At 59.4% G+C, this 21,832-nt stretch carries 22 protein-coding genes; 12 read left to right on the top strand and 10 right to left on the bottom strand.

The window, feature by feature from the left end:
* The first annotated feature begins 114 nt into the window (after positions 1 to 114).
* Both ACN08V_RS09635 and ACN08V_RS09640 read left to right on the top strand, forming a co-directional pair.
* Entirely contained in the window at positions 115 to 711 is a 597-nt protein-coding gene (locus ACN08V_RS09635; protein ID WP_419105395.1) for a hypothetical protein, read from the top strand.
* Between the two features lie 94 nt (positions 712 to 805).
* On the top strand, positions 806 to 1,189 hold the full coding sequence (locus ACN08V_RS09640) for a hypothetical protein (protein WP_419098870.1): 384 nt from the start codon (positions 806 to 808) through the stop codon (positions 1,187 to 1,189).
* A gap of 80 nt (positions 1,190 to 1,269) precedes the next feature.
* Here the strand turns inward: ACN08V_RS09640 and ACN08V_RS09645 are convergent, their stop codons facing one another.
* From ACN08V_RS09645 to ACN08V_RS09660, 4 genes are all read right to left on the bottom strand, one after another.
* Positions 1,270 to 2,616, bottom strand: a complete 1,347-nt coding sequence (locus tag ACN08V_RS09645; protein WP_419098871.1) for a flavin monoamine oxidase family protein — start codon at positions 2,614 to 2,616, stop codon at positions 1,270 to 1,272.
* Positions 2,617 to 2,657: 41 nt separating this feature from the next.
* Positions 2,658 to 4,130, bottom strand: a complete 1,473-nt coding sequence (locus tag ACN08V_RS09650) for an APC family permease (protein ID WP_419098872.1) — start codon at positions 4,128 to 4,130, stop codon at positions 2,658 to 2,660.
* A 26-nt stretch (positions 4,131 to 4,156) separates the two neighbouring features.
* Positions 4,157 to 6,031, bottom strand: a complete 1,875-nt coding sequence (locus ACN08V_RS09655; protein WP_419105396.1) for an FAD-binding monooxygenase — start codon at positions 6,029 to 6,031, stop codon at positions 4,157 to 4,159.
* Positions 6,032 to 6,301: 270 nt separating this feature from the next.
* The gene (locus tag ACN08V_RS09660) at positions 6,302 to 6,688 is read right to left on the bottom strand and encodes a hypothetical protein (RefSeq protein WP_419105397.1); all 387 of its coding nucleotides are present in this window, start codon (positions 6,686 to 6,688) and stop codon (positions 6,302 to 6,304) included.
* A 173-nt stretch (positions 6,689 to 6,861) separates the two neighbouring features.
* Between ACN08V_RS09660 and ACN08V_RS09665 the strand changes: the two genes are divergently transcribed.
* From ACN08V_RS09665 to ACN08V_RS09705, 9 genes are all read left to right on the top strand, one after another.
* Positions 6,862 to 8,340 carry a fumarylacetoacetate hydrolase family protein gene (locus ACN08V_RS09665; protein WP_419105398.1) on the top strand — a complete coding sequence of 493 codons (1,479 nt, stop codon included), beginning with the start codon at positions 6,862 to 6,864 and terminating at the stop codon, positions 8,338 to 8,340.
* Positions 8,341 to 8,344: 4 nt separating this feature from the next.
* Complete coding sequence (locus ACN08V_RS09670) at positions 8,345 to 9,004, top strand: GntR family transcriptional regulator (protein ID WP_419098876.1); 660 nt, start codon at positions 8,345 to 8,347, stop codon at positions 9,002 to 9,004.
* A gap of 44 nt (positions 9,005 to 9,048) precedes the next feature.
* Complete coding sequence (hpaE, locus tag ACN08V_RS09675; RefSeq protein ID WP_419105399.1) at positions 9,049 to 10,554, top strand: 5-carboxymethyl-2-hydroxymuconate semialdehyde dehydrogenase; 1,506 nt, start codon at positions 9,049 to 9,051, stop codon at positions 10,552 to 10,554.
* Positions 10,555 to 10,627: 73 nt separating this feature from the next.
* Entirely contained in the window at positions 10,628 to 11,740 is a 1,113-nt protein-coding gene (hpaD, locus tag ACN08V_RS09680) for a 3,4-dihydroxyphenylacetate 2,3-dioxygenase (RefSeq protein ID WP_419105400.1), read from the top strand.
* A gap of 158 nt (positions 11,741 to 11,898) precedes the next feature.
* Positions 11,899 to 12,684: a 2-oxo-hept-4-ene-1,7-dioate hydratase gene (gene hpaH / locus ACN08V_RS09685; RefSeq protein ID WP_419098879.1), complete on the top strand. Its 786-nt coding sequence runs from the start codon at positions 11,899 to 11,901 to the stop codon at positions 12,682 to 12,684.
* Positions 12,669 to 13,475 (top strand): HpcH/HpaI aldolase family protein, encoded by an 807-nt coding sequence (locus ACN08V_RS09690; protein WP_419105401.1) that lies wholly within the window; start codon positions 12,669 to 12,671, stop codon positions 13,473 to 13,475. The genes hpaH and ACN08V_RS09690 overlap by 16 nt, the downstream gene beginning before the upstream one ends.
* Before the next feature lie 155 nt (positions 13,476 to 13,630).
* On the top strand, positions 13,631 to 14,518 hold the full coding sequence (locus ACN08V_RS09695) for a type IV toxin-antitoxin system AbiEi family antitoxin domain-containing protein (RefSeq protein WP_419105402.1): 888 nt from the start codon (positions 13,631 to 13,633) through the stop codon (positions 14,516 to 14,518).
* Positions 14,502 to 15,407, top strand: coding sequence for a nucleotidyl transferase AbiEii/AbiGii toxin family protein (locus ACN08V_RS09700; protein WP_419105403.1), 906 nt, complete (start codon positions 14,502 to 14,504; stop codon positions 15,405 to 15,407). The genes ACN08V_RS09695 and ACN08V_RS09700 overlap by 17 nt, the downstream gene beginning before the upstream one ends.
* Positions 15,408 to 15,416: 9 nt before the next feature.
* Positions 15,417 to 15,608: a hypothetical protein gene (locus ACN08V_RS09705; protein WP_419105404.1), complete on the top strand. Its 192-nt coding sequence runs from the start codon at positions 15,417 to 15,419 to the stop codon at positions 15,606 to 15,608.
* 133 nt (positions 15,609 to 15,741) lie between these two features.
* Here the strand turns inward: ACN08V_RS09705 and ACN08V_RS09710 are convergent, their stop codons facing one another.
* The 6 genes from ACN08V_RS09710 to paaA all read right to left on the bottom strand — a co-directional run bounded on the left by ACN08V_RS09710 (position 15,742) and on the right by paaA (position 20,508).
* A complete protein-coding gene (locus ACN08V_RS09710) occupies positions 15,742 to 16,512 on the bottom strand; it encodes an enoyl-CoA hydratase/isomerase family protein (protein WP_419105407.1) in 771 nt (256 codons plus the stop codon).
* A 17-nt stretch (positions 16,513 to 16,529) separates the two neighbouring features.
* On the bottom strand, positions 16,530 to 17,681 hold the full coding sequence (paaE, locus tag ACN08V_RS09715) for a 1,2-phenylacetyl-CoA epoxidase subunit PaaE (RefSeq protein WP_419098883.1): 1,152 nt from the start codon (positions 17,679 to 17,681) through the stop codon (positions 16,530 to 16,532).
* Between the two features lie 14 nt (positions 17,682 to 17,695).
* Positions 17,696 to 18,292: a 1,2-phenylacetyl-CoA epoxidase subunit PaaD gene (gene paaD / locus ACN08V_RS09720; protein WP_419105405.1), complete on the bottom strand. Its 597-nt coding sequence runs from the start codon at positions 18,290 to 18,292 to the stop codon at positions 17,696 to 17,698.
* Positions 18,293 to 18,365: 73 nt separating this feature from the next.
* On the bottom strand, positions 18,366 to 19,193 hold the full coding sequence (gene paaC, locus ACN08V_RS09725; protein WP_419098885.1) for a 1,2-phenylacetyl-CoA epoxidase subunit PaaC: 828 nt from the start codon (positions 19,191 to 19,193) through the stop codon (positions 18,366 to 18,368).
* Positions 19,190 to 19,501 carry a 1,2-phenylacetyl-CoA epoxidase subunit PaaB gene (paaB, locus tag ACN08V_RS09730; RefSeq protein WP_419098886.1) on the bottom strand — a complete coding sequence of 104 codons (312 nt, stop codon included), beginning with the start codon at positions 19,499 to 19,501 and terminating at the stop codon, positions 19,190 to 19,192. Before paaB ends, paaC begins: the two co-directional genes overlap by 4 nt.
* 2 nt (positions 19,502 to 19,503) lie before the next feature.
* Positions 19,504 to 20,508, bottom strand: coding sequence for a 1,2-phenylacetyl-CoA epoxidase subunit PaaA (paaA, locus tag ACN08V_RS09735; RefSeq protein ID WP_419098887.1), 1,005 nt, complete (start codon positions 20,506 to 20,508; stop codon positions 19,504 to 19,506).
* Positions 20,509 to 20,804: 296 nt separating this feature from the next.
* Between paaA and ACN08V_RS09740 the strand changes: the two genes are divergently transcribed.
* Positions 20,805 to 21,832 (top strand): 3-hydroxyisobutyryl-CoA hydrolase (locus ACN08V_RS09740; RefSeq protein WP_419105406.1); only part of this gene is annotated, 1,028 nt, incomplete at its 3' end.

The raw sequence follows: 21,832 nt of genomic DNA on the forward strand, positions 1-21,832 counted from the left end.
GCCCTTCTGCTCAGTCCCAGAGAGCTACTCATCCCCTGGGTGGGAATATCTTCGTAGCTAAGCCTGTGCTATCTTCCAGGCCACAGGGTCGAGGGAGGGCGGTAGACTAAGAGGGTGATTGAGGAACCTAAGAACAAATCTGAGCTCCACCCCACCGACCGGCTACTGGCCGGGGCACTTGCAAGCCCTACCCTGGTTCAGGCCCTGGTCTTCCTGGTCTTTGGGCTGGTTACCGTTTTTTGGCAGGCCCCGACCCTGACGGTCATTACTATAATGCTGGCGCTCTACCTGCTGGGCTATGCGGGAGCCTCCTACCTGACGGCGCGTGCGCTTGCTCCTGCCGGGGACAGGGTTTCTGCCCAGGGGTTTACTTCAATAGCCTTAGTTCAAGCCGCCGGTGGCGCTCTGATGCTTCTGGCGCCGCGCGGGGAGTTCTGGCTCACCCTCATAGGGGCCCTGGTTCTTGGCCTGACCGGTGTTCTTAAAGTTCTAGCCGGTATGCGCTCTCAAGAGTGGAACCCTGCCGCCCGTGACTGGCAGCTGGAAGGCCTGATCATCACTCTGTCTGCGGCCGCCCTACCGGTGGTCTCAGAGATCGGAGACAAGGCCATTATGGGAACCGCCGGTGGCGGTGCCCTGCTAGCAGGTGTTTTTGTGCTGATCGGGGCGCTTACTCTGCGCGCTCAGGCAAACAAACCCCAGGAGCCCTAGCAGGGCTACCTGTGACCCTAGCGGTGGCGGGGCGCATAAAACCCTTGGCCACCCCGTAGACTGGTGGGACTACCAATTCAGGAGGAAGAAGTCTGTGGCTCAGAAGAGTGAACCAACCCGGTCAGGGTTTAAGGCGCAGGTGACCGGCCCGCTCATTATCGCGGCGGTACTAGCAGCTGTTGCCTTTGCCTGCACCTTTATTTTTGCTACCGGCGGTACGGCCAACCGGCCTCAGTTCGTTTTGGCGCTGACCATCGGCGGTGCTGTTTTTGTGGTCACCCTGGTCATGTGCGCCACCCTTATCTTGGTGGAAAAACCCAATGACCCCTCCTTGGGCCAAGGTACCGGTGTTAACCGTTCCTCCGCCAAGCTCTACGCCGAGGCACGCGCCCGCCGTGAAGCCGAAGCCAAACGCCGAGAAGCTGAGGAAAAAGAACGCCTGGCCCAGCGTATCGACGAGGCCAACAAAAAGAACTAGCCCTACCTGCCGGTCAGAGGCAGATAGGGCCAGTCGCTAGTGGAAGGCACTAAGTGCATATTTTCAGCTGGCGCTAGATCCTAGGATTCCTGAGCGGCAGAACCTAGATCGTGGGCTACCTTACGGCTGGTGCGGTAGGCGGTTTCAATGGCTCCGTCTACTACCACACCTCGCCAGCCGCGAGCATAGTCGGACCCAGCAAAGTAGATGCGGCCCATATCCTGTTCGAAATGGTGCCAGCCATCGGTAAATTGCCCCTTCTTCAAGGTGGCCCAGGCTTGTCCGCTCCAGGGGTCATCGACCCAGTCATGACCAGTGCAGTCGATAGCTTCAAGGTCGGGGCGCCACTGGTTGAGGATTTCTTGGGCATCCTCAAGGCTGTTGAGGTCTACCTGGCTGTGATCGGAGCCAAAACCTACGCAAATGGTGGTGCCGTCGTCCAGAAAGAACTCGCTGCGGAAGACATTAATCTTTGCGGGGCTAGGGGCGTAGCCCAAAATCTTATGATGGCCCTTGATTTTAATCCAAATCTTGCAACCGGTGGAGTTCCACTTCTGCTGGATCAGAGAAGGAATTTTACCCGGTAGCTCAGGTGAAAAAGTCAGGTTGCCTAGCGCCCCCAGCGGGACGGTAACTACGACGGCATCCGCCTCGACCAGCCGGCCATCTTCTAGGGTTAAGCGCACCTGCTGGTCGCTATGCTCCACCTTTTTGACCGGGGTCTCTAAATGGATAGGGCAGGTGAGGTCTTGAGCAATAGCCTGGTAGATACCTTGCATACCATTGGTCAGTTTAAAACGGAGGGTCTGTTCATCCATGAGCGAGAGACGGTGGTCGCTCAGAGCCGCCCACTGCTTAGCCATCAGTGATGACCCCTGGTGGGGGTTGCCGATGTAACCAGCAGACCAGTAGGCGTTACACAGATCCTTCTCTTCCTGGCTGAAATCTCCCTCTTCGAGAGGGTCAAGAACACTGTCTTGATCCGCCTTGAGGAAGGCTTCTTGCAACTGCTCTGAGGCCTTTGAATCGGGCCTCAGGATGGCCAGGGGGTCTTGGGGGTTGGGGAAGAAGTCACGAGAACCTTCAAAGATTTTTGCCTGTGGCCTAGCAAGGCGGGCATCCATCTGACTTTCAGTACCTGAAATGACCTGCCCTTGGCTGACCCAGTAGGCATCGCAGTCTGAGGGGCTGGGGTAGATGGTCTGCTGGTAGCGGGTAATCTCAGCCCAAATATGGGGTTGCATCCAGTGGACCCAGGTGGCACCTAGTTCCAGGTCTTGACCCATGCGGTTTTCCGTCCAGGCTCTGCCCCCGATGCGGTTCCGGGCTTCAAAAACTTCTACCTGGTAGCCCAGGGTTTGAAGTTCTCGGGCGGTCACTAGGCCGGCGAAGCCAGCTCCAATTACTGCTACTTTTTGTGTGGTCATGGTGGGGACCTTCTTTCTGTGGTACCTCAGTAGCCTGAGCCTCATGAGGGCTGGCTACCGGGGTCTGTTGATTCCTGATGGTCAAGGTGGCGGATGGCCTGGTAGACATCGGGCCTGCGGTGTTTGAGGTAGTGGCCCCAGGCCAAACCCAGTACCCCGGAGCCCATGATGACTGCTGGCATGACATAGACCAGGGGGGAGCCGTCTTGGGAGCCGATCATGATGTCAAAGTTCCAGAGAATGAGGAAGGCAACTACCGCAAGGGCCAGCGCCGAGACTCCGGGGGCTATGAGGCGCACCCAGAGGGAATGGTCGGCTGGATTGCGGGCGAACCAGCAGATGACTGCTACTGAGGTGATGGTCAGTAGAAAGACCAGCCCAAAGGCTGCCGCGTTGGTGAACCAGGTAAAGAGGGTCAGTACCGGGTAGAGCTCCCCGTGCTCAGAGTTTTGGCCCAGGACGGCAAAGATCAGCAGGACCAGTAGGGCTAGGACGGTCTGTAGAGCTGACCCGTAGAGGGGGGAACCTGATGTGCTCGCCCGCCCTAGTAGGCCTGGCAGCACGCGTGACCTGCCCAGGGAGAAGAAATAGCGGGCAGCAGCATTATGGAAGGCCAGCAGGGCGGCAAAAAGACTGGTGATGAAGAGAGCGTTAGCGGTGTGTGCCAGGGCGGGTGAGCGTTCAGCCAGCCAGACAAAAACCAGATCTGGCCCGTATTCCTGAGCCTGAGCGATGATGGCGCTTGGCCCTACTCCCATGGCAAAAGCCCATGCCGTGCCAGCGTAGAAGAGGGCAATGAGGGTCACTGCAATGTAGGTTGCTCTAGCAACAGTTCGTTTGCGGTCTTTGACCTCTTCTGAATAGATAGCACCGGATTCAAAGCCCATAAAAGCGGCAATGCTAAAGGCTAAGAGAACTCCGATGCCGGTGGTGAAAAAATCCTGTGGCTCGATGGTCTGGCTAGAGATCCCCTCGGGTGGCTCTGTGAGGGCGAGGGCGCTGACGATGATAACTACCAGGAACTCGAGGGCTACCAATAGTCCCAGGATTTTTGCTGACAGGTCAATGCTGGCAACTCCGAGCAAACCTACACATACCCAGCCCAGCAGGGCCGCGACCCACCAGGAGATGTGGATGCCAAAGAGGGTGCTGAGAAAGGCGGCCAGGGAGAAGCCAAAGAGCCCGTAGAGGCCGCACTGCATGAGGTTATAGGAGACCAGCGCCAAGATGGCAGCGGCGATTCCCTGGCGGTTACCCAGCCCTTCGGTGATGTAGGCGTAGAAGGCCCCCGCATTGGAAATAGAGCGGCTCATGGCCACGTAGCCTACGGTGAAGAGCAAGATGATGAGCCCGATGGCTAGATAGCCCAGGGGCACACCCAGAATACCTGCAACAGCAAAGTTGGTGGGGACTCCACCGGCTAGCACGGTCAGTGGTGCCGAGGCCGCAATAATCATGAAGACCAGGGCCGTGGTTCCTATGCCCGGTCGGGTCTGCTGAAGGTTCTGGGGCACTGGGGGCCTCCCATCTGTGAGTAGTCTTACTGGAAGACTCCGTTGAAGTAGTCGCTGATGCCCTGCAGGTCATTGAGGGGTAGCACTGCGGCCACATACTGGTCGGGGCGCACGATGATGACAGCACCATCGCGGCTAATAGCGCGTTGCTCAAAGATATCTTCTTCTGGCAGGCGACAGTAGATGTTCTCCCAGTACTCCACCTGGTGCTGGCCAACTAGCGGGCGGAAGGCTGCTGGTACATCGGTGACCTCAAACTCGGTGTGGACCTGTTGGTAAATCACCAGGGGCTCAATGAGCGCGTCAAAGTCTTGGCCCTGGGCCCGGAACTTCACGAAAGGTGATTGGGGGTCCGAAACGAGGAAGTCGCTCAGGGTTCGTACCGCAGAATCTTCTGCGGCGGGGTGGGCTGCATCTGCAAAGACGTAGAGCCGGTAACGACCGTCGGCAGTGGCCTCGTGGCCCAGGTGCCGGGGGTAGGAATTCTCCCGCCGATTGACCCGGGCCGAGCGGAAACGCTTACCCACCGGGAAGCCTTCAGCCAGGTGCTGGTGCTCGGTGCCACCGGTCAGTAAAGAGGGCTTATAGCAGGTCATAAAGCCGGCCGGGAACTCGGCTGTCTTGACGTAGAACTCTTCGAGGTATTCGGGGCTGGGGAGGTCTTCGGGTTTGGTGGCCATGAGGGTTGACCACTCTTTGTCAAAGTTGATCAGGTCCTGGGCTACTTCCTGGCGTTCTTCCGAGTAGGTTTCGAGCAGGGCTTGGGGGGCCCGGCCGCTGAGGACATGCCCCAGCTTCCAGGCGATGTTAAAGCCATCTTGCATGGAGACGTTCATGCCCTGGCCTGCTTTGGCGGAGTGGGTGTGGCAGGCATCGCCGGTGATGAAAACCCGCGGGTGGGTTTCTTCTGTGCTGCGGTCATCGAAGTGATCTGTCAGCCGGTGGCCTACTTCGTAGACCGAGTGCCAGGCAACCTCTTTAACGTCGATGCTATAGGGGTGGTAGATGGCGTTGGCACGGTCAATGATCTCTTCGATGGGGGTGGAACGTACAGCGTGGTTATCATCTGCTGGGACTTCGCCAAGGTCTACATAGACCCGGGCCAGGTGCCCACCCTCTCGGGGGATATGCAGAATAGATCCCTGGGCTGAGCTGATAGCGCACTTCATGCGCCAATCGGGAAAGTCAGTATTGACGATGACGTCCATGACGCCCCAGGCGTGGTTGGCGGCGTCCCCGGTCAGCTTGCGGCCGATGGCCTTGCGCACAGCTGAGCGGGCTCCATCGCAGCCGATGATGTATTTGGTGCGCACGCTAAACTCCTGCCCCTGCTGGGGGCCAGCGCTGTGGCACAGGCGGACTTCTAGGGGGTATTCCTGGCTTTCGTCGGTGCTCAGCCCCAGAAATTCAATGCCGTAGTCGGGGGTGATTCTGCCGGGGGAGTTGCGGGCGTATTCTGCGAAGTAGTCCAGCACCCTGGCCTGATTAACGATTAGGTGGGGGAATTCGCTGATGTCGTGGGGGTCATCGACGGGGCGGGCACCGCGAATAATGTTTTGGGGGTTTTGGGGGTCCGGCTTCCAGAAGCTCATTTCGGTGATGTGGTAGGCCTCCCGGATGACCTCTTCGGCAAAACGGAAGGCCTGGAAGGTTTCGACCGAGCGGGCCTGGATGCCGTCGGCTTGCCCGAGTTCTAGGCGGCCTTCACGGCGTTCGATGATGCGGGTATTGACGGTGGGGAATTGGGAGAGTTGGGCTGCGGCAATCATGCCGGCAGGGCCTGAGCCGACGATGAGCACATCCATTGTTTCTGGCAGGTCGCTGGGGCGGTCGATGCCGTAGCCAGCAGCTTCTTGGATGCGCGGATCGCGGGAAATATAACCGTTGTGGTGGAAGTGCATACTGCTCCTTACGGTGTGTTGGGGTACGTCCTTGTACGCCTTAGTTTGGGTGTGTTGGAAGACCCAAGCCCCCAGGGGTGTGATGTCGGTAACTAATTTGAATCATATACGATACCAGACCGGGCAACAAGGGATAGGTGCTCTTTTTGCTGAGGGAGTGCTGGCCCAGGCCCGAGGGAGCTGCCCTTACTGGCTGTGCTGGCCTACCCTGATCCAGGAACGGCCTTCTAGGCTCTGGTGACTAAACTTTTACAGGGCCTTTCTAAGGGCCTATTCCGTGGGGTGTAGGCCAGAAAGTTTCTTTTTGATGAGTTCAAGGAGGGCCTGGGGGCTCTTGTTGCAGCCCTGGAGTTCCTGGGAGGTAACTAAAATACGGGACTCTTCCCCGCAGATGTAGGCGATAGCGGGTGCCTGCTCATCTGGGATCAGGGTTTTGAGCTGGGGGGTACCTTGGTTGAGGTGCAGGGTTCTCAGGGGCAGTGGTAGGGTCTGGCAGGCTTCTTTCCACTCTTTCTTGCCCAGGGGATTGTAGCCGTGGGTGATGTCGCAGAGGGCGCAACCTTGGCGCCCGCTGACTTTCCTCAGGATGTAGGATAATTCTCCTTTGATTCCAGCATCGGCTGCATAGACTCCGATGAGGTATGGCTCCTTCATCATTTTTCCTTTCAAGAACAGAAGCGCCGAGGCTTTTGCTTTGTTGTGTGGAGGGGACTAGCTTGCCTGCTTGAAGGCTAGCTACCCTCCCCCTTGTTGTGACGCTGATTACTTGCTAATGTGTGAAAATAATATACGATTTTCGGTGAAATACCAGAGCTCGAGGAGGAGACTCTATGGCAGATCAGCCCACACCCCTACCCGCAGCCCCCGGCAAGATCATCGCTGTGCACCTTGCCTACGAATCCCGAGCCGCCCAGCGAGGCCGCCGGCCCTCCACCCCCTCCTACTTCTTCAAACCCACCAGCTCCCTGACCGGATCAGGTGAAGTAGCCCGCCCCCAAGGCACCGACTTACTGGCTTTCGAGGGCGAAATCGCCCTGATTGTAGGAAAGGAAGCCCGCTGGGTCAGCCAGAGCCAGGCCTGGGACCACATCTCCCATATCACCGCAGCTAACGACCTAGGAATCTACGACTACCGGGCCGCCGATAAGGGCTCCAACGTGCGCTCCAAAGGCCGTGACGGTTACACACCGATAGGGCCTAACTACATTGATGCTTCTACCGTCCAACCTGACCAGCTGCGTGTGCGCACCTGGGTCAACGGCCAACTCCGCCAGGAAAGCGGAACCACCGACCAAGACCTAATCTTCCCCCTGGCCCAGTTCGTGGCAGACCTATCCCAGCATATGACCCTAGAGCCCGGCGACATTATTCTCACCGGCACCCCGGCAGGTTCCTCGGTGCTGGTTCCCGGCGACCTAGTCGAGGTGGAGGTAGATGCCCCCACTGCCCCCGGTTCCCCCACCAGCGGCAAGCTCTCCACCCGCGTTATCGAAGGGGAGGGGAACTTTGACCCGGATCTGGGCAACCTGCCTGCCACCACCGAAACCCAGGTTGAAGAAGCCTGGGGCTCCCGCCAGGAAGCAGGCCTACCAGAGAAGCCGGCCCTCAGCCAGGAAACCCGCGCCCTGCTCCAGGAGCTACCCACCGCTGGCCTCTCGGCCCAGCTCCGAGCCCGCGGCCTCAACAACGTTGTGATTGAAGGGGTCTACCCCCAGACCCCCGGAACCAAGCTGGTAGGTACCGCCAAAACCCTGCGCTTTGTCCCTAACCGTGAGGACCTCTTCAAGAGCCACGGTGGCGGCTACAACGCTCAGAAACGCTGTTTTGACAGTGTCCAAGCCGGGGAAGTCATCGTCATTGAGGCACGGGGAAGCTCCCAGTCAGGCACCCTGGGCGACATCCTAGCCCTGCGGGCCCAGCACCGGGGAGCTGCCGGTGTTGTGACAGACGGCGGTGTACGCGACTACGCAGAAGTCCAAAGGATCGGCCTGCCCGTCTTTAGCCAGGGCCCCCACCCGGCTGTCCTGGGCCGCCGCCACGTCCCTTGGGAATCAGATGTTGCCATAGCCTGCGGAAACGCCACCGTCTTACCGGGAGACGTCATCGTAGGTGATGATGACGGGGTTATCGTGATCCCCCTAGATCTGGTCGATGAGGTAGCCGCCGCCGCCCAGGCTAAGGAAGAAGAAGACGCCTGGGTAGCCCAGCGCGTAGCCCAAGGCAACCCCGTGGATGGGCTCTTCCCGCCCACCGGACAGTGGAAGGAAGCCTACCAGGCCTTCGTCCAGTCCCAGCAGGGAAGCGAATAGCCCTGTGAGCCACCAGAGAAGAGCTAGGCTGTCCAAAGCGGAGAGCGCCTACCAATGGATCCGAGAGAAAATAGTCGGCCAAGAGTTCGCCCCGGGCCACAGGCTCACCCTCTCGAGTCTGGCCGCTGAATTAGAGATGTCAGTGGTCCCGGTGCGTGAAGCTATCCGCCGCCTTGAAGCCGAAGGCCTAGCCACCTTCGAGCGGAACGTAGGTGCCCGGGTTGCCATGGTTGACCAGTCCGCCTACACCCACAGTATGCAGGTGCTGGGCCTCTTAGAGGGGCGGGCTACAGCCCACTCAGCACCCCACCTGAGTGCCCAGAAACTCGAACAGGCACGGGAACTGAACACCCAGATGGAGGCCCTTCTTGAAGACTTTGACCCCAAAGCCTTTACCGAACTCAACTACCGCTTCCACCAGATCCTTTGCTCAGCCTGCCCCAACGACAGGCTCCTCGAGCTAGTTGCCATTGAGTGGGACCGCCTCAGCCATCTGAGAGAATCAACCTTCTCTTTTGTACCCGCTAGAGCCCAGGAGTCTGTCAGCGAGCACAATCGCATGCTGAGCCTCATCGAATCCGGGGCCAAGGAACAAGAGATTGAGGCCGTTGCCCGCCAGCACCGTCAAGCGACCCTCTCCAGCTACCTCAAGAGCACCCACTAAAAATTTTTCATTCTTCAGATTCAACACCACCAAGGAGTTAGCCCGTGAGCACACCCAACACCACCCTCCCCGCAGGTCTACCCGACCGAATCCAGCACTACATCAACGGTCAGTTCGTTGACTCCCTAGACGGCGAAACCTTCGACGTACTCAACCCCGTGACCAACCAGCCCTATATCCAGGCCGCCAGCGGTAAGAAAGAGGACATCGAGGCCGCCGTAGCTGCCGCCCGCCAAGCCTTCACCAGCGGCCCCTGGCCCACCATGCTGCCACGCGAGCGCGCCCGGGTGCTCATGAAAATCGCTGACATTGTGGAATCCCGTGAAGAAACCCTAGCCCAGATGGAGTCCTTCGACTCCGGCCTACCCATCACCCAGGCCAAGGGCCAGGCTCGCCGTGCCGCCGAGAACTTCCGCTTCTTCGCCGACCTGATCGTGGCCCAAACCGACGACTCCTTCAAAGTACCGGGCCGCCAGATCAACTACGTCAACCGCAAGCCCATCGGGGTCGCCGGCCTGATCACCCCCTGGAACACCCCCTTCATGCTGGAATCCTGGAAGCTAGCCCCCGCCCTGGCCACCGGTAACTGCGTGGTCCTCAAACCCGCCGAATTTACCCCCCTCTCAGCCTCCCTCTGGGCAGGAATCTTTGAGGAAGCCGGCCTGCCGGCAGGTGTCTTCAACCTGGTCAACGGCTTCGGTGAAAGCGCCGGAGACGCCCTGGTTAAACACCCGGACGTTCCCCTGATCTCATTCACCGGCGAATCCAAGACCGGCCAGATCATCTTCGCCAATGCCGCCCCCTACCTCAAGGGCCTGTCTATGGAGCTGGGCGGTAAGTCACCGGCCGTTGTCTTTGAGGACGCTGACCTAGAGACCGCCATTAACGCCACCATCTTCGGGGTTTTCTCCCTCAACGGCGAGCGCTGCACCGCAGGCTCCCGCATCCTGGTCCAGCGCAGTATCTACCATGAGTTCGTGGAACGCTACGCCGCCCAGGCCAAGCGCGTCAAAGTAGGCCTACCCTCAGATCCGGCCACCGAAGTCGGTGCCCTGGTCCACCCCGAACACTACGAGAAGGTCATGTCCTACATCGAGATCGGCAAGAGTGAAGGCCGCCTGGTCGCCGGTGGCTCCCGCCCCGGAGGGTTTGATCAAGGCAACTTTGTGGAGCCTACCGTCTTTGCCGACGTAGCCCCCGATGCCCGCATCTTCCAAGAAGAAATCTTCGGCCCCGTCGTTGCCATCACCCCCTTCGACACTGATGAAGAAGCCCTAGAGCTGGCTAACAATACCAAGTACGGCCTGGCCGCTTACATCTGGACCTCCAACCTACAGCGGGCCCACAACTTCTCCCAGGCAGTAGAGGCAGGCATGGTCTGGCTCAACTCCAACAACGTCCGCGACCTACGCACCCCCTTCGGCGGTGTTAAGGCCTCCGGCCTGGGCCATGAGGGTGGCTACCGCTCCATCGACTTCTACACCGACCAGCAGGCCGTACACATCAACCTGGGCGAGGTCCACAACCCCGTCTTCGGTAAAGCCAACTAAGCCAGTTAGCACCGGTGCCCGGTAGCCTGGCGAGGATGCCAAGCCACCGGGCCTAAGAAAAGAAAGCATAACCATGTCACCCAATTTTGTTGATTACCCCGTTATTACACCCGATGAGAACGCCCCCGATATCGTCCGCTGCGCCTCCATGGAGCTGGTGGTCACCGACCTAGAACGCTCCCGCGACTTCTACGTCGATGTCCTGGGCCTTGTCGTCACCGAAGAGGACGAGAACACCATCTACCTGCGCTCTCTAGAAGAGTTCATCCACCACAACCTGATCCTGCGCAAGGGAGAAACCCCGGCTGTTGCCGCTTTCTCCTACCGGGTCCGCACCCCAGAGGACCTGGATAAGGCCGAAAAGTTCTATGAATCCCGCTGCTGTGAGGTCCGCAGGAAGAAAGAAGGCTTCGTCAAAGGCCTGGGCGATTCCGTACGCGTCCTTGACCCCCTGGGCTTCCCCTACGAGTTCTTCTACGATGTGGAACACGTCGAGCGCCTGGCCTGGCGTTACGAACTGCACACCCCCGGTGCCCTCGTCCGCCTGGACCACTTCAACCAGGTCACCCCGGACGTGCCCCGGGCTATCTCCTACATGGAAGATCTAGGTTTCCGCGTCACCGAAGACATTCAGGACCAGGCCGGCACTGCCTACGCCGCCTGGATGCGCCGCAAACCCACCGTGCACGATACCGCCATGACCGGCGGTGACGGCCCCCGCATGCACCATGTGGCCTTCGCAACCCACGAGAAGCACAACATTATCGCCATCTGCGATAAGCTCGGTGCCCTACGCCTGTCCGATCACATTGAGCGCGGCCCCGGCCGCCACGGTGTCTCCAACGCCTACTACCTCTACCTGCGCGACCCGGACGGTCACCGCGTTGAGATTTACACCCAGGACTACTACACCGGTGACCCCGACAACCCCCGCGTGACCTGGGACGTCCACGATAACCAGCGCCGTGACTGGTGGGGCACCCCGGTCGTGCCCTCCTGGTACACCGATGCCTCCCGCGTCCTCGACTTGGACGGCAACCTGGTGCCCCTGGTAGAGCGCACCGATGATTCTGAACTGGAACAAACCATCGGCGCAGACGGCTTCTCTTACACCCGCTCAGATGAGGGTGAGGAATCCATGCCTGACTGGAAGAAGGGTGAATACAAGCTGGGCCACCAGCTCTAAAGACCGAAAATACAATAAGTTCGGTGCTTAAGGGATATGCTCTAGCCAACTAAGCCTCTTGGGACTCGCGCGGAGCGCTCGTCCCAATTCACGCCAGACCCAGCCAGTTGGCGGTGAGCATATCCCTCAAGCACCTCTCGCAGTATTGAAAGCTAGCTATGCTCACTGAAGAACAACTCACACAGATTGCCGATGACCTGGCCCAGGCCGAAAAGAACCGCACCATGATCCCGCGCCTGACCGCCAGCTACCCCGAGATGACCGTGGAAGATTCCTACGCGGTGCAACAGATGTGGCGCGCTCGCGGTGAAGCCGCCGGTCGTAGGCTGGTGGGCCGCAAAATTGGGTTGACCTCCAAGGTCATGCAGGAGGCCACCGGCATTACCGAACCGGACTACGGTGTTATCTTCGCCGACCAGGTTTATGAGAATGGGTCGGTTATTGAGCACGCCCAGTATTCCAATGTGCGGATTGAGGTGGAGCTGGCCTTCGTCCTCAAAGAAGACCTGGCCGGCCCCCACGCCACCATCTTTGACGTTCTGCGTGCCACCGAGTACGTGGTTCCTGCCCTAGAGATCTTGAGCTCTCGCATTGAGATGGAGGGCCGCACCATTGTAGATACCATCAGTGATAACGCGGCCCTGGGTGCCATGGTCTACGGAGGCAACCCGGTAGACCCGGCCTCCGTCGATTTGCGCTGGATTTCGGCTTTGCTCTACCGCAACGAGCAGATTGAGGACACCGGGGTAGCAGCCGCCGTACTCAACCACCCGGCCAATGGGGTTGCCTGGTTAGCCAATAAGCTGGCCGCCCACGGGGACAGTTTGAAGGCCGGTGAGATAATTCTGGCAGGCTCCTTCACCAAGCCCATGTGGGTGCACCCCGGCGATACCGTGCACGCCGACTACGGGGATTTGGGGGCAATCACATGTCGCTTCATCTAAACCCGCCTTTTGCTCAGACCCTGCGGGACTTGGGCCGCCCAGCGGTCGGCATGTGGGTCTGTTCCGGGTCGCCGGTGGCCGCCGAGATTTGCGCCGGTTCGGGCATGGACTGGCTCCTGGTGGACGCCGAACACGGGGTTGTGAGCCTAGAGACCGTCCAAGAGCTTTTGCAGGTGGCGGCGGCCTACCCGGTGCAGAGTGTGGTGCGCCTGCCCTCCCTGGACGTGGTTGCTATCAAACAGTTCTTGGACGCTGGTGCCCAAAACCTGCTGATCCCTATGGTCGATGATGCGGCTGCCGCTGAACTGGCGGTGGCCGCCACCCGCTACCCGCCTGCCGGTGTGCGCGGGGTGGGTTCTGCCCTGTCCCGGTCGGCCCGCTGGGGTGGGGTAGCTGGCTACCTGACCGAGGCTGAGAAGTACATTTCGCTTTGTGTGCAGATTGAGTCTGCTACCGCTGTTGAGAACGCGGCAGAGATTTGTGCGGTGGAGGGCCTAGCCGGGGTCTTTGTGGGGCCTTCTGATTTGGCGGCCTCTATGGGGCTGTTGGGCCAGCAGAATCACCCGGACGTGGTGGCTGCGGTGAAGCGGGTAATCGGGACGGCTCGGGCGGCCGGCCTGCCTGTGGGCGTGAACGCTTTTGACCCGCAGGTAGCGCAGGACTATCTGGATGCTGGTGCTGACTTTATTCTGGTAGCCGCCGATGTGCAGTTACTTGCCCTGGAGTCTAAGAAGCTGGCGGCTCGTTTTATTACCGGTAGCGGCGAGGACAGCCAGGATCTGGGCTACTAGGCCCCTGACTGGAAAATAGAAGCCCGGGAGGAAAGAACTTTCTTCCCGGGCTTTCTCGTAAACCTTTACTTCATTTGTACATCTATAGAGAACATTTGAAGTATTTAACTGCTAAATGCTACTTCATTTGTTATTCATTATGAAACAATTGAAGTATGCCCTTTGATGATCTTCGTAATCTAGCCAGCCGCCAGTTTGGCCTCTTCACCGCAACCCAGGCCAGCAAATATGGGGTACATCGTTCCAGGCTTCACGCCCTACTTAGGAAGAATGAGCTTCGCCTGGTACGCCGGGGCATCTATGCCTTTGAGGTTTTCGCGCCTGATGCTCATGAAGAGCTACGAGCGGCCTGGCTGGCACTTGATCCTGGTAAAACGGTTGCTGAACGTCTACAGGATGACGAGTGTGCGGTTGTGGCTACAGCATCAGCGTCCTATCTTCACGGTCTTGGTAATTTCACCTCCCATTCGCACGAGTTTTTTGTTCCTGTACGCAAACAGTCAAGGGCTGAAGACGTGCACATAAGGAGACGGGTTCTCCCTGCTTCGGATATTGAAGTCGTTGAGGGGATGAAAGTAACGTCTGTGACCCGTACTGTTGTAGATTTGCTTGCTGACGGTGAAGAGCTTGAGCATATTGGCGATCTGCTGATGGGTGCTGTGAAGAAAGGTGCAAAGCTTGACTGGGTAAGGATTAAGCAAAGTGCCCAAGACGTTGAGAAGGTGTATGGGCTAACCAGCAGTGAGATTTTCAATCAGCTATCAGATTTTCGGGGTGCTTCTCTGGAGGATCGATTAGCATACGCCTATGCTGTGCGTAGCGCGCTTGACCCCCAATGGCATAAGTCTTTCCAGGAACAGATGAGTAAAACTCTGCAGGGGCTAGCTTCTCTTCAGGCAACTGTTTCTAGCAATGTTGTGCCGCTTATGGGGCAGTTCCAACAGGTACTAGATGAGGCGCTTGAACCCGTCCTGCGTGAAATGAAGAAAATATCAGCAACAGGCATGACCTGCGAGGAAACTGAAGATGAGCAGTCAGACTAAAAACTATGAGCAGGGACGCAAAGCGGCACAGTCCGGCAAGGGAAAATTCGGCCAAGTTCCCAAGGCAGAGCGCACAGAATTCTATCACCGTAGCATCGTGCTTGCCCGCGTCTTTGCAGACTCACACGGTGCCTGGGTCCTTAAAGGCGGAACTGCCCTAGTATGGCGTGACCCTGAAGCACGCTCTACACGGGACCTTGATTTTTTCAACAGGGAGGCCCAAAACATTCAACAGGCTGTGGAGGCTTTTGAACGTGCCCTCCAGCAGATTTCAACGGCTCCTTACGATATTAGGCTTGAGTGTGAAAGTAGCCCTGAGCAGTGCACGGTTGTAGGGCGTCGTCAGGGTAGCAGAATTACCGTTCATCTGAAAGATGATTTTGGTCGTCGGCTCAAGAACCCTATCACTATTGACCTGGTGGTTGGTTGCCAGATGACCGGAGAGGTTGAAGAACGGCCAGCATTAGCGCTTGAGGATGTTCTGCTAGAGGATATGCCAAAGGTTCAGCTCTACCCTGTGGTGGATCATCTTGCCGATAAGGTGGCAGCTGCGATGCAGACCTATTCTCAGGCGGGTCAAGAGAATCCCAGTACACGAGTGAGAGACTTGATAGATATTGTTCAGCTTGCACTGACTGAGGTGATTGATGGCAGGCAGTTGCATGAAGCTTTGGAATCTGAACGGCTTGAAAGGGGTCTGGCACCTTATTGTGAGGGCTTGGTATGCCCCGATTCGTGGAAAACGATGTATGCGGGCCGCAGAGTGAAAAGAGGTGGAACTACACCCTCTAGTTATGAAGAGGCTCTTACTATTGCAAAGAGTCTTATTGACCCTGCAATAAGCGGTGAGGCTATCGGAAAGGTGTGGCGAGACCAGTCCTGGCATTAGCGTGGCGCCATGGAGCCTGACCAGCTCATTGAGGTAAACCCGGACATATTACAGGCCTCCGCTGAAGGCTACCTACTGGAACATAAGCTGGCAGAGCCCGGGCCGCAGGTAGTCACCATGACCTACCAGTTCCACACACCGCCCGGTTACGAGCAAGAGGGCATGACCAATATCGTCGCCTGGATTGTTGAGATCTCCTAGAGCCACCTTTCTCACCGGCAGGTGCCGGAGCAGGTGCTTGCCACCCTCATCGAGATGCGCGGGTTTCCTTCCAGAATGTGCGAGGAACCCGCGCATCTGGAAGGAAACCACGCACGTCCCAGCCCAGGTGGCCTTACTTCCCCTTAAAAACCGGCTTGCGTTTCTCGGTGAAGGCGGCGAAGCCTTCGGCGTAGTCGGCGGAGGCGCACAAGTCGCCTTGGGCGCGGTTCTCGGCTTCCACGGACTCCCAGAGGCCCACCCGCGCGTCGCGCACCTGCGCCACCAACTGCTTAGAGGCCAGGAAAGCCCCCGTAGCACCGGCGGCCACCTGTGCCACCTTGGCGCGGGTAAAGTCCAGCAACTCATCGGCGGGCACCACCCGGCTAAAGAGCCCAGCCGCCACAGCCTCAGCACCGGACATTAAATCGGCGGTATAAATCAGATCCAGGGCCCGGTGAGCACCCAGACGTTCCACAAAGAGAGCATGGCCGCCAGAGTCCAAGGTGGCCCCCAGCTTGGCGAAAGGCGAGCCAATCTTGGCAGTATCAGCCACATAGACCACGTCCGTAGCAATGGCCAGGCCCAGGCCAACACCCAGGCAGGGGCCTTGAACCGCCGCGAAAGTGGGGGCGGGGAAGGCACTCATCTTCTTCAAGATCGGGCTAACCTTACCGGCCAGGTAGTCGTAGGCATCATCCTCGGCAGGAACCAACCCGGCAATGTCCCTCCCGGCGCAAAAGCCGCGCCCCTCCCCGCGTAAGAGCAGGGCGCGCACACCGGCTGTAGCGGCCTCATCGTAGGCAGCCGACAGGTCAGCTAGGGCCGCCTCGTTCAGGGCGTTCATCTTAGCCGGGGCCTTCAAAACCACCTCTGCAATACCGCCCTCTACAGTCAGCTCAATCATGCTCATGGTTACCCCTCCTAGGCGTCAAAGTCCACGCTGACAGCATCGGAGCAGGGGCGGGACTGGCAGGTGAGAATATAGCCGGCATCTACCTCGTCCTTTTCCAGGGCGTAGTTTTCGTCCATATCCACCTGGCCGCTTATGACCTTAGCCCGACAGGTGCCGCAGACACCGCCGGCACAGGCGAAGGGAACATCCGGGCGTACCCGCAAGGCTGCATTCAAAAGGGTCTCATGGGCTGAAACAGGGGATTCCACAGAAGCTGAGGTTCCATCCAGAGTGAAAGAAATGGAGTAGTTTTTACCGTCCGGGTCTGTTTCCACGGAACGGCCCTGCTGGCCAGCAGGTTTCTCTGGCTTACCGGTGGTGAACAGCTCAAAACGTACCTTGTCCTGATCCACTCCACGCTCGGCCAGGGTGTCCCGGCAGAGCTGGACCAGTTCGAAAGGCCCGCAGAGGAACCATTCATCGGCCCTGTCTACCTGGATGACGTGATCGAGTAGGGCCTGGAGCTTCTCATCGTCAATACGGCCGCTCATGAGCGGGTTGATGCGCTGTTCGCGGGAGAGCACATGGTGAACCGCGAAGCGGGTGGGGTAGCGGTCTTTGAGGTCCCCGATTTCTTCGGCAAACATGACATCAAGGGCGGACTTGTTGGCGTAAACCAGGTCAAAGGTGCTGGCTTGGCTGGCCGAAAGTACAGCCCGGGCGATAGCCATGATGGGGGTGATGCCGGAGCCAGCGGCAAAGGCTACCAGGTGTTGCCCCCCGTTGGCATCCGCCTCCTGAGCTATGTGCTGGGGGTCGTTAAGGCTGGTGACGGTGCTCTGAGAAACAAAGGCCCCCTGGGGGTTCATGACGTCGATGATCTGCCCTGGGGTGAGGGTGTCATTGGCCCAGTTAGAAAAAAGACCGCCGAAGTCCCTTTTGATGGCGACCTTAATTTCACCGGGGGTAGGCTCGGCGCAGATGGAGTAGGAGCGGCGAACCTCTTGCCCATCAATCTGTGCGCGCAGGGCTACATATTGGCCGGGTAGGTAGTTGTAGTCTTCTACCAGGTCATCGGGCACGGAGAAGGTCACTTCAACGGAGTCCTTGGTGAGTTTGCGTACCCCGGCAACGGTCAAGCTGTTAAAGCTGGCTCGGCGGCGGGTGGGTGTCTCGGTCATAGCGGGTGCAGTCCTTAGTGAATCTTGAAGTAGTCAAAGGGCTCGCAGCAGGCGGTGCACTGGTAGAGAGCCTTACAGGAAGTGGAGCCAAAGCGGGTGAGTTCTTTGGTAGCTAGGGAGTGGCAGCGGGGGCACTTGACCGCCAGCCCCAGGGTCACCGGCCCCGCGGCGGCTTGCCCGCTGGGTGGGGCAATACCGTACTCTGCCAGGCGGTCTTTACCTGCCTGACTCATCCAGTCGGTGCTCCAGGCCGGGGAGAGTACCAGCTCCACCTGCGGTATCTGCTGGCCGTGATCTGTGAAGACCTGGCGGATGCTGGCGGTAATACTTTCCATGGCCGGGCACCCGGAGTAGGTGGGAGTGATGACGACTATCGGCTGGCCGTCCTTGCCGTAGCGGGCCGCGCGTAGGATGCCCAGGTCGGCTATGGAGAGTACCGGGATTTCGGGGTCAGCTACCTTGGCGGCTAGCTCCCACAGGGTAGCGTCAGAGCCGGCGGGCGCCGGGACGGCACTTTCGGCCTCCCGGGGTGGGGCTGCGTAGCCGGAGTCCTGGTCAAAGCCGAAGCTGAAGTCAATTCCGCCGCTAGCGGCTTGGCTAGCGTTTGTCATCGGGGCACCTCCTTGTGCGTGTGGTCAGCTAGCGGGGGCGGTAGGGCCGGGAGCACCGGGGTGCTCCCGGTTTTTACCAGGTGGCGCCGGGGTGGGCGCGGGCCAGTACCTGCATCTCTGCCAGGATGTGCCCGCGGTGCTCGCTCATGACTCCGGAGCGGTCGCCGCCGCGAGCCTGATCAAGGTTGGGCACCTCTAGCTGAGCTTCACCGATGATGGTGTGCAGGCGCTCTTGGAACCTTTGGCGCAGGCTTGAGGGGGCCACCGCGATACCCGCTAGTTGGTCTACCGGGTCAAAGTCGTAGAAGAGCTCATCAATGTAGGGCCACATGTAGTAGAGGCCCTCCTGCATACGGCGGTTTGACTCCTGGGTGCCCATGCCCAGTCTCAGGGTCCAGGCGGTGGCGTGGTCCTGGTGATAGGCCACTTCTTTCAGGGCCTTGGCGGCAATGGCGGCCAGGGTGGGGTCCTGGGAGTTGACCAGCTGGGAGTAGAGCTCGTGCTGGTAGTAGGAGAAGATGAGCTGGCGGGCGATAGTCTGCCCAAAGTCCCCGTTTTCCTGCTCGGTCAGGCGGGCCGAACGGAATTCTTCTTCGTCGCGGAAGTAGGCCAGGTCGTCTTCGGTCTTGCCCCAGGCTGTTCCTGCGTAGGTCAGGAAGAAGCGGGCGTGCCCAATCAGGTCCAGGGCGATGTTGCCCAGGGCGATATCTTCTTCTAGTTCTGGTGCCCGTGAGATCCAGTGGGAGAGGCGCTGGCCTAGCATGAGGGCGTCGTCGCCCAGGGCTAGGGCGTAGCGGGCTACTGCATCACTGGCCTGCACTCCGGAGGCGGTGATGTCCTCAGCCAGGATTGATTCTCCTTGGCTGTGGTGGGTTGCTGAGTCTGAGGAGGCCATGCTCATAGGTGCTTAACCCCCTCGCTGGTGGTGTAGTAGGTGGCGTGGCGGTAGCTCTTACCCTGGGCCGACTCAAAGAAGCCGCCCTTGGAGTCGGGGTCTGAGGCCAGGATTGCTTGGGCAGGGACCACCCAGATGCTGGTGCCTTCGTTGCGGCGGGTGTAGAGATCACGGGCGTTACGCAGGGCCATGGTGGCATCGGGTGCGTGCAGGGAGCCTGCGTGAACGTGGGAGAGGCCGCGTGATGAACGGACGAAGACTTCCCAAAGGGGCCATTCGTTGGAGTCGGGTAGGTGTGTGATGTTCTCGGTCATCTTTATGCTCCCAGGAGTTCTGCGTGTTGCTCTGCTGTTTTGCGTGCGTAGGCGGCGGCTGCTTCGCGTACCCAGGCGCCCTCCTCGTGGGCGGCGCGGCGGCGTTGCATACGCTGGACGTTGCAGGGGCCTGCCCCGGAGATTACGGAGTGGAATTCATCCCAGTCCAGGGGGCCGTGGTCGTAGTGGCCGCGCTCTTCGTTCCATTTGAGGTCCGGGTCGGGCAGGGTCAGGCCCAGAGCCTCGGCCTGGGGGACCAGCATGTCAATGAAGCGCTGGCGTAGCTCGTCGTTGGAGAAGCGTTTGATGTTCCAGGCCATGGACTGCTGGGAGTTGGGGGAGTCGGCATCCGGGGGGCCGAACATTTGTAGGGCGGGGCCGTAGAAGCGGTTGACGGCGTCCTGGGCCATTTTCTTTTGGGCTTCTGTGCCGTGGGAGAGGGCGTAGAGAATTTCCCAGCCCTGGCGCTGGTGGAAGGATTCTTCCTTGCAGATGCGGACCATAGCTCGCCCGTAGGGGCCGTAGGAGGCGCGGCAGAGGGGGACCTGGTTGCAGATGGCGGCTCCATCGACGAGCCAGCCGATAGCGCCCATGTCAGCCCAGGTACGGGCGGGGTAGTTGAAGATGGAGGAGTATTTGGCTCGGCCCTCAAGCAGTTGTTCGTTGAGGATGTGGCGGGGGGTGCCGAGGGTTTCAGCGGCGGAGTAGAGGTAGAGCCCGTGTCCGGCCTCATCCTGCACCTTGGCCATGAGGATAGCCTTGCGTTTGAGGGAGGGGGCGCGGGTGATCCAGTTGGCTTCGGGTTGCATGCCGATGATTTCGGAGTGGGCGTGCTGGGAGACCTGGCGGGTGAGGGTCTTGCGGTACTTTTCGGGCATCCAGTCGCGGGGTTCGACGCGGGAGTCCTCTGCGATGAGCTGGTCAAAGTAGGCCTGCTCGGTGCTGGTGTCCCCTGGTGCGGGTTGGTCTACTGCTGTGAGGTGAGGGTTAGTTGTCTCTGTGGTCATGGGCTGGCTCCTTGCGGGGTGTGGGGGAGGGGCTTCCCCCAGTCAAAAATAATTACTGACCGTTCGTTCAGAATATAGTGTTTCGTGGGTCACGGTCAAGAAACCGGGTGGCGTGCCGGGCCAGCTGATGGGTTTTCTCTCTGGGGGTGTGAACTGACGCTGTCTTGCTCAGAGAGAGGTGGGTAGAGTGGGCAGTGGCGAAAAGTGTTTATCGGGGCTAGAGACAGGCCCCCGCTGGCGGCAGTGTGGCCGACCTGGCGGCTGGGTCTTGGGCCCAATCATTGAGAGGAAAGATCATGGTGGACGTAGCAGATCAGAGCCTTCTGGTGCAGCAGTGCGGGAGCCTGGGGGTGATTACCCTCAATAGGCCCAGTGCCGTTAATGCCTTGAACTACCAGATGATGCAGGGCCTGAATGCGGCCTTGGATCGGTTTGAGGCTGATCCGGGCGTGTGTGCCGTGCTGGTGCGCGGAGCTGGTGAGCGTGGCCTGTGCGCCGGGGGAGATATCGTAGCTCTCTACCGGGCTATGAAGGATGCCCCGCAGGAGGGTGTGGAGTTCTTTCGCTACGAGTACGCTCTCAACCTGCGACTTTCCCGCTACCCTAAGCCCTATATTGCCCTGATGGACGGTTTGGTGCTGGGCGGGGGCCTGGGGGTTTCTGCCCACGGTTCTCACCGTTTAGTGACTGAGCGGACCCGCGCCGGTATGCCCGAAACGGTGATTGGTTTTAGCCCGGATGTAGGTGTTCTTAATATTCTGGCCCGGGCACCTCAGCATCTGGGGGTGCTGATGGCGCTGACTGGTTTGCATGTGGGCGGGGCCGATGCCCTAGCAGTGGGCTTGGCTGACTTTTTTATTCCCTCAGCCAGGGTTGATGACCTGGTGGGAGCGCTATCTGGGGTGGCTGACAGTTCTGAGGTTGACGGTGTGCTGGCCGGGATGCAGGTTGACGCTGGCGCTTCCCCGCTGGCTGCCCAGGCCGCCTGGGTGCAGCAGGCCTTTGCCGCTGATTCGGTAGAGCAGATCAGGCAGAGCGTGCGGCAGGTGGTTGCGGCTGGGGGAGAGAGCGCTGAGTTTGCTACAAGAGTTCTGGGGGCTATGGAGCAGAATAGCCCCACGGGCATGAAGGTGGCTTTGGAGGCGGTACGGCGTGCCGCCACCCAGAGCTTGGCTCAGACCCTCAATCAGGATTTTGTGACCACCTGTAGGGCTATGGAAGGGCACGATTTGAGTGAGGGGATTCGCGCCCAGGTCATTGATAAGGACCGGAACCCGGCCTGGTCCCCCGCTCGCCTTGAAGAGGTGGGCGGGGGCACGGTCCT

It is taken from the genome of Rothia sp. P5766 (genome assembly GCF_048513555.1).
Taxonomy (GTDB): Bacteria; Actinomycetota; Actinomycetes; order Actinomycetales; family Micrococcaceae; genus Rothia.